Annotated in this window: 17 protein-coding genes; 8 read left to right on the top strand and 9 right to left on the bottom strand. The window is 32.8% G+C overall.

The window, feature by feature from the left end:
* The first annotated feature begins 36 nt into the window (after positions 1–36).
* Positions 37–453, top strand: coding sequence for a DoxX family protein (locus tag C5F50_RS05290; RefSeq protein WP_179372619.1), 417 nt, complete (start codon positions 37–39; stop codon positions 451–453).
* On the opposite strand, the gene C5F50_RS05285 is transcribed toward C5F50_RS05290, so the two are convergent.
* The 3 genes from C5F50_RS05285 to C5F50_RS05275 are packed head-to-tail and all read right to left on the bottom strand — an operon-like array spanning position 450 to position 3,615.
* Positions 450–1,802, bottom strand: a complete 1,353-nt coding sequence (locus C5F50_RS05285) for a M20/M25/M40 family metallo-hydrolase (protein ID WP_179372618.1) — start codon at positions 1,800–1,802, stop codon at positions 450–452. The two genes, C5F50_RS05290 and C5F50_RS05285, sit on opposite strands and share 4 nt — an antisense overlap.
* A gap of 5 nt (positions 1,803–1,807) precedes the next feature.
* Entirely contained in the window at positions 1,808–2,671 is an 864-nt protein-coding gene (locus tag C5F50_RS05280; protein WP_179372617.1) for an NAD(P)H-hydrate dehydratase, read from the bottom strand.
* A 56-nt stretch (positions 2,672–2,727) separates the two neighbouring features.
* On the bottom strand, positions 2,728–3,615 hold the full coding sequence (locus C5F50_RS05275; RefSeq protein WP_179372616.1) for a tRNA (adenine-N1)-methyltransferase: 888 nt from the start codon (positions 3,613–3,615) through the stop codon (positions 2,728–2,730).
* A gap of 326 nt (positions 3,616–3,941) precedes the next feature.
* Here C5F50_RS05275 and C5F50_RS05270 point away from each other — a divergent pair, with 326 nt between their 5' ends.
* The 3 genes from C5F50_RS05270 (at position 3,942) to C5F50_RS05260 (ending at position 5,060) form a co-directional block, all read left to right on the top strand.
* Positions 3,942–4,292, top strand: a complete 351-nt coding sequence (locus tag C5F50_RS05270; RefSeq protein ID WP_179372615.1) for a hypothetical protein — start codon at positions 3,942–3,944, stop codon at positions 4,290–4,292.
* Positions 4,293–4,360: 68 nt separating this feature from the next.
* Positions 4,361–4,498 (top strand): hypothetical protein, encoded by a 138-nt coding sequence (locus C5F50_RS05265; protein ID WP_179372614.1) that lies wholly within the window; start codon positions 4,361–4,363, stop codon positions 4,496–4,498.
* A gap of 49 nt (positions 4,499–4,547) precedes the next feature.
* Positions 4,548–5,060 (top strand): hypothetical protein, encoded by a 513-nt coding sequence (locus C5F50_RS05260; protein WP_179372613.1) that lies wholly within the window; start codon positions 4,548–4,550, stop codon positions 5,058–5,060.
* 13 nt (positions 5,061–5,073) lie between these two features.
* Here the strand turns inward: C5F50_RS05260 and C5F50_RS05255 are convergent, their stop codons facing one another.
* Positions 5,074–5,229, bottom strand: a complete 156-nt coding sequence (locus C5F50_RS05255) for a hypothetical protein (RefSeq protein WP_179372612.1) — start codon at positions 5,227–5,229, stop codon at positions 5,074–5,076.
* 218 nt (positions 5,230–5,447) lie between these two features.
* Here C5F50_RS05255 and C5F50_RS05250 point away from each other — a divergent pair, with 218 nt between their 5' ends.
* Complete coding sequence (locus C5F50_RS05250; protein ID WP_179372611.1) at positions 5,448–6,059, top strand: hypothetical protein; 612 nt, start codon at positions 5,448–5,450, stop codon at positions 6,057–6,059.
* A gap of 297 nt (positions 6,060–6,356) precedes the next feature.
* Here C5F50_RS05250 and C5F50_RS05245 read toward each other — a convergent pair whose 3' ends face one another.
* Together C5F50_RS05245 and C5F50_RS05240 are read right to left on the bottom strand one after the other, a co-directional pair.
* Positions 6,357–6,698 (bottom strand): hypothetical protein, encoded by a 342-nt coding sequence (locus C5F50_RS05245; protein ID WP_179372610.1) that lies wholly within the window; start codon positions 6,696–6,698, stop codon positions 6,357–6,359.
* A gap of 122 nt (positions 6,699–6,820) precedes the next feature.
* Positions 6,821–7,288, bottom strand: coding sequence for a pyridoxamine 5'-phosphate oxidase family protein (locus C5F50_RS05240; protein ID WP_179372609.1), 468 nt, complete (start codon positions 7,286–7,288; stop codon positions 6,821–6,823).
* Between the two features lie 426 nt (positions 7,289–7,714).
* Here C5F50_RS05240 and C5F50_RS05235 point away from each other — a divergent pair, with 426 nt between their 5' ends.
* Positions 7,715–8,437 (top strand): PAC2 family protein, encoded by a 723-nt coding sequence (locus C5F50_RS05235; protein ID WP_179372608.1) that lies wholly within the window; start codon positions 7,715–7,717, stop codon positions 8,435–8,437.
* A 34-nt stretch (positions 8,438–8,471) separates the two neighbouring features.
* On the opposite strand, the gene C5F50_RS05230 is transcribed toward C5F50_RS05235, so the two are convergent.
* The gene (locus tag C5F50_RS05230; RefSeq protein ID WP_246282162.1) at positions 8,472–9,287 is read right to left on the bottom strand and encodes a CBS domain-containing protein; all 816 of its coding nucleotides are present in this window, start codon (positions 9,285–9,287) and stop codon (positions 8,472–8,474) included.
* A gap of 154 nt (positions 9,288–9,441) precedes the next feature.
* Between C5F50_RS05230 and C5F50_RS05225 the strand changes: the two genes are divergently transcribed.
* Positions 9,442–9,915, top strand: coding sequence for a mechanosensitive ion channel domain-containing protein (locus C5F50_RS05225; protein WP_179372607.1), 474 nt, complete (start codon positions 9,442–9,444; stop codon positions 9,913–9,915).
* A 130-nt stretch (positions 9,916–10,045) separates the two neighbouring features.
* The gene (locus tag C5F50_RS05220) at positions 10,046–11,200 is read left to right on the top strand and encodes an NAD(P)-dependent malic enzyme (RefSeq protein WP_179372606.1); all 1,155 of its coding nucleotides are present in this window, start codon (positions 10,046–10,048) and stop codon (positions 11,198–11,200) included.
* A 360-nt stretch (positions 11,201–11,560) separates the two neighbouring features.
* On the opposite strand, the gene C5F50_RS05215 is transcribed toward C5F50_RS05220, so the two are convergent.
* Positions 11,561–12,208 (bottom strand): hypothetical protein, encoded by a 648-nt coding sequence (locus C5F50_RS05215; RefSeq protein ID WP_179372605.1) that lies wholly within the window; start codon positions 12,206–12,208, stop codon positions 11,561–11,563.
* A 156-nt stretch (positions 12,209–12,364) separates the two neighbouring features.
* Positions 12,365–12,880, bottom strand: coding sequence for a hypothetical protein (locus tag C5F50_RS05210; protein WP_179372604.1), 516 nt, complete (start codon positions 12,878–12,880; stop codon positions 12,365–12,367).

Raw genomic sequence — 12,880 nt, 5'->3', positions numbered from 1 at the left:
GTAAAGCAATTATACGGAAAATGTTAGAGAACCATGATGACTTCTGCTGAGATTAAAGGAAAAATTCTAAATGATGCAGTATTCATAGGTTTAAGATCTGCCATAGGCGTGATCTTTATCGTACATGGAATATCCAAATTCAATCCAGGATTTGTAAATTTTTTGACAAACACGGGCATTCCAGCAGAAATGCAGATCCCAATTGCATTAGCAGAACTAATTCCAGGAATTTTGTTAGTTTTTGGAGTTCTCAGCAGATTATCGACAGTGTTAATTTCAATCATTATGTTAGGGGCCATATTCTATGTCAAAGGAGCTCAAAGCTTAACAGGAGATGGAGGAGTAGAATTTGAGTTGATGTTATTAGCATCATCAATAGTAATTATGATTGCAGGTCCAGGAAGAATTTCAATTGCACAGGCAATCAAAAAATTACCTAGATGTCTTCACTAGTGTTTTGCAAAATTTTGCATAATCAAACAAATACATTTTGTAGTTTTCTTTAGCAAGTCAATTCTTGCAAATTCATTTGGAGAGTGAATTCTTGAAAACATGTATGTGCTTCCAATAGATATGCATGACGCATTTAGAATTTCAACAAATGGATACATGGGACCGGTTCCAGCATTGGATACATTTAGAATAGATTTTCCAAATACTTTGTCAGCTGCTTCTTTTACTTGAGAAACAAAAGGGCTAGAAGAATCAGTTCTAGCAGCTGCCTCCCCATGAAAAATTTTGATTTTAACATCAGAGAATCCTTTAGATTTTAGATGATTTTTTAATCGCATCACTTGCGTTTTTGGATCCATTTTAGGTACCAATCTAAAATCAATCTTAACCAATGCACTACCAGGAAGAATAGTTTTGGCACCATCCCCAGTATATCCAGAGACAAATCCTGCAATATTGCAAGTGGCATCACCAACTAAGGCTTTTTTTGCATCGAGTCCTTTTTTATTTCCCAAAAATGATTTTATTCCAAATTCTTTTTTAAAGACATTTTCATCAAAGGGTTCACTGTCAATTAATTTCAAATCTTTTTTTGAAAGTGGGGTAACTTCATCATACCAATCTTTTATGAGGATTTTTCCATTGGAATCACGCAATGTCGTTACTGCTTCAATTAACCGCCATGCAGGATTTTTAATCAAAACTGCCAGACTAGAATGAGCATCTCTGATTGATTCAGTAACTGATAATTCAACAAATAGTAACCCTTTCATACCAAGTCCAATAATTGGTCTATTTTTTGCATCAACATATCCAAATTCCCAAATTACACCATCGCTGGAAAATTTCTTTTTGTATTTTTTGAGGTACTCTTCAATATGAGCACTTCCTGTTTCTTCTTCTCCCTCAATTACGAATTTTATGTTACAAGGCACATCGCCAGTTGTTTTTAGACAAGCCTCAACTGCTTTTATTCTGGTAATTAATTCACCCTTGTCATCAGTTGCTCCTCTTCCAAAGATTTTGTTTCCTTTCCTTGTTCCACTAAATGGAGGATCAACCCATAATTCAAAAGGTTCTGCAGGTTGGACATCATAATGATTGTAAAACATCATAGTCTTTGCTGGGTTTTGTTTTGATTTTATTTCTCCAAAGACTATTGGTGCTACACCTTTTTTCAATCGTAAAACTTCAGCATTAATGCCAGATTTTTTCAGCATCTTTGCAACAAGATTTGCACATTCTTCAATGCCTTCATTTTTTGCAGAAACACTAGGTTGTTTTATTAGAGTTTGAAGATCCAAAATTAAATTATCCATATTAGAATCTACATAGTGAAGTGGATTCATATCAGTCACACAATTTTGTCAAATGGTTTCATTGCAGTGGGAATTGCATCTAAGAGATCCATCGAAGTCATATGTAACCCTAATTTCTTTTGAACAGATTTACCTGCCAAACCATTGATTAATGTAGCTGCTGCTGCAGATTCTAGGGAATTACGATTCTTTGAGAGCAATCCTGCAACCAATCCTGAGAGAACGTCACCGGTGCCTCCAACTGTCATGGCAGGGATTTTTTTCTCATAAAGATATGTTGTAGAGCCATTAGAAATTACATCTGTCGCACCTTTTAGTAAAACTGTAATACCATTTTCTTTTGCTTTTTTCTCAACTAGCTTGATTCGCTCATTTTTTGAATTGGATGGGGATTCTCCAAATAGTCGTTTAAATTCTCCAGCATGCGGTGTCACTACAACATTCTTGTTTGCCAATAAAGGGAGAACTTCAGGGATTAATGCACTTGCATCTAGTGACAATCGCACATCTCTATCTAAAAGTGATTTTACAAGATGTAACAGAGCATTTCTTTCTTGTATTGCAAGACCCATTCCAATTGTAGCAGAATCTAAATTTCGGGGTAATGCACCTAAAAGTTTGTTTACTGCACCACGAGTTAGTTTTTGATCAACTAAAGGAATTACAATAAGATTTGGGGATATTGCTCGAGTTGGAGTCACATTGATGTTTGGAACCGAAGTGTAAACTAGATCAGTTCCACATCTAAGAGCTGCAATTGAGGACAAAATAGGCGCACCATGATAGATGTAGCTTCCACCAATCACAAGAACTACTCCATTGTCACCTTTTCGAGATCTAGATTTTCTTGCAGGAATGAATTTCTTAACTATTGAAAGGGTTAGATTTTTTGCCATCATTACAATATATCATAAAAAATAGATGAATAAATCTTGTTTTGAACTTTCACGAATGACTAGGATGATTTTTTAGAGGATTTCTTTGTAGGTTTCTTTACAGGTTTCTTTGTAGTTTTTGGTTTGATTTTCTCAGTTGTTGATTTTTCAAGGAATTTTCTTGACTCTCTTCCAAAAAACGCCTTTCTTGCAAAACAAAGGTATGTGGTATGCCCAATCCCCTGGAAAGAATGTCGGGTTTTTCCCTCTCTTGCTTCAATTGTACGCAGTATGTGTTCAGTTGATTCTATATCGGTAAATTCATTTTCAACTAGAGCCATTGTCAATTTTTCTAATTGATTCATTGTAGGGCAAATAGCAAAAATACTTCCACTGCCCTTTAGCATCTGTCGAACTTTAGGAATTACAATCCAAGGATCTCCCAAATCAATTAAGGCCACATCCATATCTTCTAAGGGTAAAGTTTTTGCAGTTTTAAGATCCAAATTCTGCTGTGTGACATATTTAGAAACTCCAGCTTTTTTGATATTTTTTTCTGCTATCTTCATGAAATTCTCATCCACATCAAAAGTGTAAACATGTCCTCGTGGTTTTACGATGTTGGCTACAAATGATGTAAGTGAGCCACTTCCAGTTCCAATTTCTAAAATTTTTTGGCCACTTCCTATCCCAGCTCTTGCAACAATGTACCCAAGATCTTTTGGATATACAATCTGCGTGCCATGCTGAATTTTCATCACATAATCATACATTGTTGGCTCTAGAAGATAGACATACTTGTCTTTGTTTGTAATTAATCTAGAACCATACTCTTTGCCAATTGCGTCAGAATGTTTGATTACACCAATATGAGTATGAAATGATTCTTTTTTTGAAATTTTTGTAAGCCATTTTTTGGAATTATTATAGAAAAACAATACAGGAGAATTTTGTTTTATTTTGGCCATAGAATTTTCCCAAAAATTTTAGATAAGAATCTACTGATCCCACAGATTACATGTATGTCGATTAATCAAGCGTTTACAAAATTAACCTAAAAGTAATTATTTTTGGCCCCATTTTTTTAACAAAAACATAGTTCTAATACAGTCATTGAGTCAGAGACATCTCGCGGTGTTAGCTGGGGGCCCAGTGCTCACATAAACTAGTTAATACAATTACAGAGTCTCCAAAGTAAAGGAGACTGCTTTTTTCTCTGAGATCAAAAATTATAGAAAAATTCTCCAAATTAATTACAAATAGTATTTTAATGCCAAAAATGACATCAATGTAAATGGCAGAATTGAAAGTTCAAGGATCTGGCGGTTATATTATTGCGGATTTAACTGATGAACAAGCAAAAAAAGCAGATTTAGGTGTAGGGAAGTTGTTTTTAGCACCAATAGGAAAACTTGAAACAGAAAAAATGTTCAAGCATTATTGCAATAATTGTGAAACAGAATTTGAAAATCCGCCAAAGATTCACCTAGAAGAGAATACCAATGAGGAAGTTGCAGATAATCTAGTACTTGTTGAAAGAGGGCAATATACCTGTGAAAAATGCGATTCAATAATTGGAGAATACAGAGTATTCAAAAAGAATGATGAATCAGCAGATATTGGAAAAGCAAATCCATCACAGTGAATCAATTATCATTATTTTTCGTAAATTAGGAACGTATTCAATAAATACGGCAATTTTTTACAAATAGCATGTCAAACATGAAATGTGTATCATGTGGAATTAGTTTCTTTTCCCCAATGGGGTCAGACAAATGTTCCAGATGTGCAGGAAAAGAATCCCAAGGACATGAAGGTCATGATTCCTGTGGTTGTGGACACAGCCATTAATTCCTTTTTTCTATAACATGCATATATTGTACAGTTGGGAATTTGATTCATGAAAAAGACTTCTGAAGAAATGAAAAGACTTGTAGAAGATTTTATAAAAATTACCAATATCAAATATGAAGATCAAACAGAAAAAGTAAGAGAAAAAAGTAAGACAGTGGAATGGCAATTTCACATTGGAGCAAACGTAATTGTTAGCAAAAATGTAAACAGAGATGACAGGATTCAGGTTAATGTCAACATGAGATTTCCTCCAGAAGATGCAAAATTATTGGTATTGAAAAATCCATCATTTTCAAAAGCAATCATGGAGATTAGTGAAATTTGTACTACGTGTGGAGTAGGACACCAGTGGATGAAAGACAAGGAAGACATTGTAGGATTGGCAATTTTCTCGCATGTTGATGAACAGACTTTAGACAGAGTGTCATTTCATAACACCTGGGACAATGTTGCCAGAGTATCAGGACATACTCAAAAAATACTGCGTGCTAATTTTAGTGGATTTCCATCACCAAATAATTCATCGGATGAAACAATAGATAAATCGATGTATGGATGAATTTTAATAATTTTTAGATATTTTCACATTTTGGACATGTGAATCCATCAGTCTTATCCCCACAAGATTCACAATGAAGAGTAATTTTGACATAATCATACTGTGGAGTTTGGACATATTTCCCAACCATATTATGAATGAAATTATTCCAAGTCCAATTCCAATCCATAATAAATCCACCATTATAGAATTTTAACTAAATTGAATCAAGATCAAATGTTTTCAAAATGGATAAACAGACAACCCCAAAAAAAATGAATTTTTAACATTTTCTTGACATAACAAAAATAATTTCACGACTAAAAATCAAATAAATTCAGAAAATGGAAAGATGAGATTTCTAAGATTGTCGCCAAAGATAAAATAGTTCAGAAAAAACAAAATTTTATGAAAGAGATTTCCATATCACTGCTTTTAAAAAATATGAATCAAGAGAATAACTATGAAGATGATTTATGGAAAACATGTTTAGATGAGAAAGGAAAAAGATACAGAAGAAAAGATATCAGCAATTCATTGAAAAAATTAGAGGCATTAGGATTTATCAAAAAAATGAGAATATCAGGAACAGACATTTATTATAACAAACTATCTTATTCAAATCCTGATGGTTATGTAGGATTTATCAACAACATCATGTTCACTAATGAATCTAAGATTAAAGAATCGTTAAAAAAATTAGAAAGCAGGAAAATATTTGTAGACATATCCAAGGATCTTAATTCATACAAACCTGCAGAACAAAGTAAGGAAAATTATGAAAAATTATTAGAGGCATTTTCAAATTTAACAGAGTTGGCATCTGCAATACAATTAGTTAATGAAACAAGTAAGGATGAGGAGCTGAAAAAGAAATTGAAGATGTGCCATTCAGAAATAAAAGAAACCCTGGAGAAAACTAATGAAAAAATCATTAGAGATAGAAAATCAAATGAAATAATTGTCATACAAAGACGTTTTGCAGGTAGAATTCCAAATCCAGGGTTCCTCAAACTTTAAAATCCAATAATCAGATCTCATTTTTCAGGAAATTTTCTATCTATCGTACACGTTAACTGTTCAAAGATGGATCAAAAACAGGCATATAAAAAATTTTTATACTAGTTTTATTTTGCAGCATTATGAAATGTCAATGTACCAATGACTCATTGTGCATGTTTCACTATTCCATAAAAAATCCAGATTCGATTAAACCAAAAAACTGAATTCTCAGATTTTGGCAATACTGAAGAATTTTTCTTTTTACTATTAAAAACAAGTCCATTTTATGAATCAAAATCGCGAATTTCTTAATTATTACTGTAATTCTGCAAGATGGGTTTCATAGTTTTCAGGATTGGGCAATAATAGATGCCAATCTGTAGAAAATCCTGCAGGACCCATTCTCATAATTGTATCTTTTAATTGGTATCTTTGATGCAAAGCTTTGAGACATTTGTCTTCAGAAATGGTACGAGGGATTCTGTAAATGTCATTTGAAGTCATGTCTTGGCACACTACAGATTTCACTTTTTTTAAAATCCGTTTTGCAGTTTGTTTACTGACACCTGCACGTATACACGTACTGAGAATCTTATTTTCATTAAATTTGACTCGTCTACCATCTGCTTTGTAAATAAAGAATTTTCTAGGTGGCATAGATCATTACTGTTTAGAAGAGATTAATTACCTTGAAGAGCAATTTTGGCTCAAGAGGCCATTCATAAAGAATTAAAATATTTAGGATTTAATATTGTGGAGCGATTAATGTTCCAAAAAAACTAATTTCTAAATAACGATGTAGAGTCAACATCAGAACCAATAGACATATCAGAATATTTTTCGGGATTTAATGAATAACATACTTTGGGTTCAAATTGAATTACATAGGCCTCTTTTTCTGACAAGGATTTAATTTTTGGTGAAGGGTTTGTCTTCAGAATTTTCTGTATGATTGAATCTTTAATTTCTGATTTTGTAGGTTCATCAGTAATGTAATTTACTAATCCTCTAAACTGATATCCTTCCAAATCATTTTTGTTAAAAACAGAAATTGTCACACAGGGGTTTACCTGAATGTTTTTGAATGATTTATGCTCAAAAAAATCAAGCCAATAAATTGCATCTTCTTCAACTTTAAAGAAAATTCTTGGAGAGACATTTGCAAATTTAGTACCCCCTACAGTCCCAACTACAAAAACCCCTTGACTCTCAGCAAAGTCTCTAATTGAATCGGGAATTTTCACCATAGTAAATTTTAGATTTTAATCGTAATAAAGACAGCGACAAATTTCAAAAATAGAATTCCCTTTTAATTTTTTGTAAAGTGGTAAAATGAAATAATTAGTCTTGAAATACACATTCAAATGAAAAACTGTAATGCCGTATAGGATATAAACTACAAAAACAGATCCATTATATTTGTAAAAAGGTCAATGATATCATGAGCATACATTGTGAATGTGGTATTTGTGGGCATGGTGCTGAACAAGAATGCATAACACAAGAATGTCAGTGTTGTACAAACTTTCACATACGTTCTGGGCAAAATTGAATCAAATATTTTCGAACAAGTATTTAGAAAATCAATCACACAAATTCAAATTGGTCATGAATATCATGGTTGAAAATCAAATTAACATACTTTATTTTGTATTATGAAATTGTAATTTGTGATGAGTTCAGAAGATTCACAAAGGGAAAAATTCCTAATTGTTGCATTTCCCAGCGCAGGCTTGGTTGGAGCTTTTGCCATATCTTACCTAATCGCTCAATTACAAATGAAGGATATAGGGGAACTTGAAATTACAAAAATTTCTCCATCATATATGATTGAAAATGGCAAAATTTATGGACCTATTCGCATCTACAATAAAAATAACATTTATGCAATTTTATCTGGAATCCCTTTGAGTCCACTCTCCACATATGAATTGATTATCAAATCAATAGAATTTGCAAAAAGCAATGGCATCAAGAAGATAATCATTCCACGCGGTTTGGAAGTAAATGAAAAATTCATAGGCGAACCTATTTCTTATGGACTAGTAGCTAACAAGAATTCAAAATCCCTTTTTGACGAATATAATTTACCATTGGTTCCAGGTGCAACAATACTGGGCGCTGATGCAAGTGTGATTTCTGCATTAAAAAACTCAGATGCGGCAGGTATTGTTTTGTATACTACTTGTAGAATGATGATGCCAGATGATGACGCCATCATAAAATCAATTAAAACACTTTCAGATATTATAAAGGTCAAAGTAGAAACTGAGAAATTCGAGGAGAGACTAGAAAAAATAAACAAAGATAATCAGAAAATGATAGATGAGACTAGAAAATACTTTGAGAATACATCCAGAACATCTGCATCCATACCAACTCCCGGAATAGGTTAATTAACAAAATGGAAAATAATTCTTCTTTCAAGGATTAGCCCATAAACTCAATTCTATCAGATTCTAAAATCATGCAAATATCCCATGGAGTAATAACTTGGTCTCGATAGATTACATAAGGGTGGGGCATCACATACATCATCTTTGAAATTTCTGCCAAATTCATGTCTTTGGAAATTTTTGTAGCTTCTTCTAGTTTGAATGATTCTTCAAATTTCCTTTCCAAAAATTTTACATTTCTAAAAAAATCAAAATCCTTTGCAATGCTCTGAATCAATAAACGATCGCTGATAAAATAATTTGTATCTTTTAGCAACAATTTCCGTGTATTGTTTCCTAGCATCAGTTGAATGATTTCTTTTATCGAATTGTCTTTTTCAAATGAAATAACATTTTTTTCTGGGAATTCAGAGAGAGACAAATCAGTAACACAGTTAGCGCCAATTTCCAATAGCTTTCTTCCAGATATTGCGGAATAGCCTCCAAGATGATTTGGAATTATAGAAAAGGCACGCCTAGTATTCTTCCACGTAGTGAGAAGTTCGCCAAGAGTGGTATTCTCAGATAAAATTACTAGATTTTTATCAAAAATTTGTTCAACTGTGGTATTATCAAAAAAATCAGATGTGGGATTTTTAAAAATATTTTCAATTATTTCTCGACCACCAATGACACCAATTGGTATTTCATCATCTTCAGTAACAACAAGAGAATCTGTGAAAGATTCCAAATAATGGATAAGCATACCTGTTGCAACCCACATTTTATTTTCTTTTCTTATGCTAACTGCAGGAGTGGAAGTAAATGATAAAGGAAGTAGTTCTTTCAGAGTTTTACTAGTAATTGACAAAGAAGATCATATTTCTAAGGAAGATTCATTATTTACACAAACAGATGATTCTCAAAAATGGAAATCAAAATATTTTAAAATGAAAATATCTCAGCAGATTAGATTAATAATGGCTCTGAAAGATGTTGTTCAGTTATAGAATAAAGTGAACATAGTGTTTGAAAATTATTATTCCATATTAGCGTCGTTTGTAATTTCAGTTACTCTATTTTTCATCACAAGATACATCATCAATAAAAAGATGCATGATCTGAGTGGCGCCCAAAAATTATTAGGCATAGTATCCCTCTTGATCGTAATATCAGAAATAGCCTACTTGGGAGCGTCCTTAGGACTCTTTGAATTTGCATTAGAAATAATCACATCAGTTGGAGTAGGGATGGTGATATTTGGAATTGCATTACAGCATCAATTAAAGAATATTACCGCTGGAATTGGAGTCTTTTTTAGTTCTGACATTAACATAGGAGATTCAATAATGATTAAGGATACGCAGGGAATCATCATAGAATTACATTTGACGAAAATTGTTGCATTAACTGAGGATGGAGGGAGAATAATCATCCCCAATCAAAAACTTGCAGAAGATGTCGTTATAATTTATAATAAAAAACAGAGGGGAATCTGAAAAATTAGTAAAGATTAGAATTTTCTATTCTTGATTAGTGTAATAAAAGGGATTGTGATGCTAATTCAGCATTAACACAGTTTGTCACATATCATATTATACTATGAACTCCAGAGGGAAATGTCAAAGGATGGTATCAAAAAAAGATGCAATTTCATTGCATAAAAAATTAAATGGGAAAATCTACATTGAGAGTAAAATTTCAAAGATAACTAATGAAAATCTTCAGTTAATCTATACCCCAGGGGTTGCAGAAGTATGTACTGAAATTTTCAAACATCCTGAAACAAAGTATGAACTTACAGGTAAGGGAAACAATGTAGCAATCATTACAGACGGTACAAGAATTTTAGGATTAGGTAACATAGGTCCAGATGCAGCATTGCCTGTAATGGAGGGAAAGGCAGTCCTGTATAGAAAATATGGAAAAATAGACGCATATCCAATATGTCTTGCTACCAGAGACAAGAAGAAAATTATTGATGTAATAATGTCAATTGAGCCAGTATTTGGAGCTATAAATCTTGAAGATATTGAATCACCAAAAGTATTGGACATATCCAAAGAAGTTGCTAAAAAACTATCCATACCAGTATTCCACGATGACAGACATGGAACTGCAGTAGTAGTATTAGCTGCACTTTTAAATTCCTTAAAGATTGTAGATAAAAAAATATCTAAGATCAAAGTTGTAATAGCTGGAGCAGGATCTGCAGGGTACTGCATTGCAAAATTACTTTACTTTGCAGGATGTAAAAACATCATAGTGCTTGATTCAAAGGGTGCAATACACAAGAAAAGAAAAATCAACATGGACAAGTATAAGATGGAATTATCTGGATTTACAAACAAAAATGAGAAAGGACAACTCTCAGATACAATAAAAAAAGCAGATGTTTTCATCGGAGTATCAGGAATAAAGGGCCTACTAAAGCCTGAAATGATCAAGGAAATGAATGAAAAATCCATAGTTTTTGCACTCACAAATCCAGACCCAGAAATTGATCCCGTAGTTGCAAAAAAATTTGGCGCACAAATAGTTGCAACTGGAAGTTTCAGATATGAAAACAAAGTAAACAATGCAATAGTTTTTCCCTATTTGATGAGGGCAATACTTGACTTGAAAATACAAAAGATAACCATGGAAATTCTACATACAACTGCATTAGCTATTGCAGATTCCGTACCAAAAAAGAAACTTTCAGAGAAATTCATAATTCCGTCAATAAATAACAAAACACTTCAGCAAAGAATTTCAAGAGCTCTTGAAAAAGTTCAACGTTAGAAAATTAGATTTGCACATATTCAAATCTGTTCTATATCATGAATCTTTTTAGAAAGCGAGTGATTCTGAAAGCGTGTTTTATTTTACAAAGATAGGAAGGGATAAGGAATCCATATCTGAAAATGTAATGCCTCACAAAGCAATCGTTCATAGACGCAAAATCTTTATGGGCCAAAGATCAAAAAGGAGTAATTGGTTTGCACGCCAAGAAGTGATTTTCGAGCTGGTGGCTTAGGTCATCAGGCGTAAATTCTTCCGCTAGCAACTTCGGTTGCTAGTGACATTATTTCTTTATTCAAAAGTTAGAACATAGCATCAAAATCATATCAATTATGGATATCTAGTTTTCATCTTGCAAATCTAATTTCCTACATAATAATTTCTATTCTTACAATCTATTATTTCACGGGCAATATAATCTCTTACTTGTTGTGAATTAATCACATCTAGTTTTCCATCAAATGCAACGAGTTCATCACATCTTAGTTCTCTAAATTGAGCATATTCTTCAGTTGCTTTCATTTCTTCATCGCATTCTTGCAACCTATCTTTAACATATGATCTGTTTTCTTTAGTCAGATAATCCCCGCCAAGTTGATTTCTAGATATTATTTCATCACATGACATCTTTTGTAGTGTCGCAAGTTCTGTAACAGAGTCATATCCTGAAAGATTACCAGTCTCATCAAGATTAGATGTTAAATCAGACATGGGTGCTGATGTGGATTCTTGTGCATTAATGCATTCATGCATTCTAGCATTCCAAGCATCTGCGACTTCTTTATTTGGAAACTCTGGATATATGTGATTTAGATCTTCACAGTCCATTTTCAGAAATTCTTTAGCAGATGAAATAGATAGAGGGATATCATTTATCATATCAATTTGTTCTAGTCCATCCACTTGTTCTTTCCACATGTATTGTCCATATGTGAGATTAATTATTACAGTTCCTATCACTGTAAGTGATATTATGCTACCAAGGATTATCAAATTTCTAGTTTTCATGTTAAGTCAAATAAAGATTTACCACGTTTGTGTTATTCATCATATCAATCCTCAAAAGTCATCCAAGGCTGTGAGGGGTTTGTGGCAAGCCTATATTGGATCACGTCATCATCAATGATTCGATATTCAGTGTAATAATATCCAGACGATGTATCTTCATTTCTTTTCAGCTTGTACAACTCTCCAGTTTCCATAGTTTCCAAGTTCATCACTGTCAAATTGAAATGTTTTTGAATATTTCTGTTCAGTCAGAGAGGCAGAGGGTATTGTTTCATCTCTTGCTTTGGCATCATAATCCCACATCCATATGTCTTCTTCTTCATACATCATCCATTCAGCAGAATTATGATTTGTATGGTATTCTAGTACATCATCAATTATTCTAAAATCATACTGTTTACCATTTTGTGAATATGATAATTTAGTATACCCATCAGTTAAATCAAATACGGCATAAAATGATTGTTGATCAGAACAATCCATATCTAAAATTTTGCAAATAGTTTGTGCATAAATTCCAGTAATTTGTGGCGATTTTGAAATTTCCTTTTGTATGAATTCTTGAATTTCTTGTTCTGTAAATGATGAATCATCTTTAACTGCATACATTGCAATTACCGCAATTATTACCACGACAGATACACTTACACCTAATAATAATTTGAAATTCAT

The sequence above is a fragment of the Nitrosopumilus ureiphilus genome (genome assembly GCF_013407185.1).
Classification (GTDB): domain Archaea; phylum Thermoproteota; class Nitrososphaeria; order Nitrososphaerales; family Nitrosopumilaceae; genus Nitrosopumilus; species Nitrosopumilus ureiphilus.
This window is presented reverse-complemented; position numbering and strand designations above follow the sequence as displayed.

Bases quoted from the DNA above. Each gene is read 5' to 3' on its own strand.
- C5F50_RS05260 (WP_179372613.1), top strand. From the start codon at position 4,548: ATGAAAAAGACTTCTGAAGAAATGAAAAGACTTGTAGAAGATTTTATA.
- C5F50_RS05250 (WP_179372611.1), top strand. From the start codon at position 5,448: ATGAAAGAGATTTCCATATCACTGCTTTTAAAAAATATGAATCAAGAG.
- C5F50_RS05275 (WP_179372616.1), bottom strand. From the start codon at position 3,615: ATGGCCAAAATAAAACAAAATTCTCCTGTATTGTTTTTCTATAATAAT.
- C5F50_RS05240 (WP_179372609.1), bottom strand. From the start codon at position 7,288: ATGGTGAAAATTCCCGATTCAATTAGAGACTTTGCTGAGAGTCAAGGG.
- C5F50_RS05270 (WP_179372615.1), top strand. From the start codon at position 3,942: ATGGCAGAATTGAAAGTTCAAGGATCTGGCGGTTATATTATTGCGGAT.
- C5F50_RS05245 (WP_179372610.1), bottom strand. From the start codon at position 6,698: ATGCCACCTAGAAAATTCTTTATTTACAAAGCAGATGGTAGACGAGTC.
- C5F50_RS05280 (WP_179372617.1), bottom strand. From the start codon at position 2,671: ATGATGGCAAAAAATCTAACCCTTTCAATAGTTAAGAAATTCATTCCT.
- C5F50_RS05290 (WP_179372619.1), top strand. From the start codon at position 37: ATGACTTCTGCTGAGATTAAAGGAAAAATTCTAAATGATGCAGTATTC.
- C5F50_RS05255 (WP_179372612.1), bottom strand. From the start codon at position 5,229: ATGGATTGGAATTGGACTTGGAATAATTTCATTCATAATATGGTTGGG.
- C5F50_RS05285 (WP_179372618.1), bottom strand. From the start codon at position 1,802: ATGAATCCACTTCACTATGTAGATTCTAATATGGATAATTTAATTTTG.
- C5F50_RS05235 (WP_179372608.1), top strand. From the start codon at position 7,715: ATGAGTTCAGAAGATTCACAAAGGGAAAAATTCCTAATTGTTGCATTT.
- C5F50_RS05210 (WP_179372604.1), bottom strand. From the start codon at position 12,880: ATGAATTTCAAATTATTATTAGGTGTAAGTGTATCTGTCGTGGTAATA.
- C5F50_RS05220 (WP_179372606.1), top strand. From the start codon at position 10,046: ATGGTATCAAAAAAAGATGCAATTTCATTGCATAAAAAATTAAATGGG.
- C5F50_RS05265 (WP_179372614.1), top strand. From the start codon at position 4,361: ATGTCAAACATGAAATGTGTATCATGTGGAATTAGTTTCTTTTCCCCA.
- C5F50_RS05215 (WP_179372605.1), bottom strand. From the start codon at position 12,208: ATGAAAACTAGAAATTTGATAATCCTTGGTAGCATAATATCACTTACA.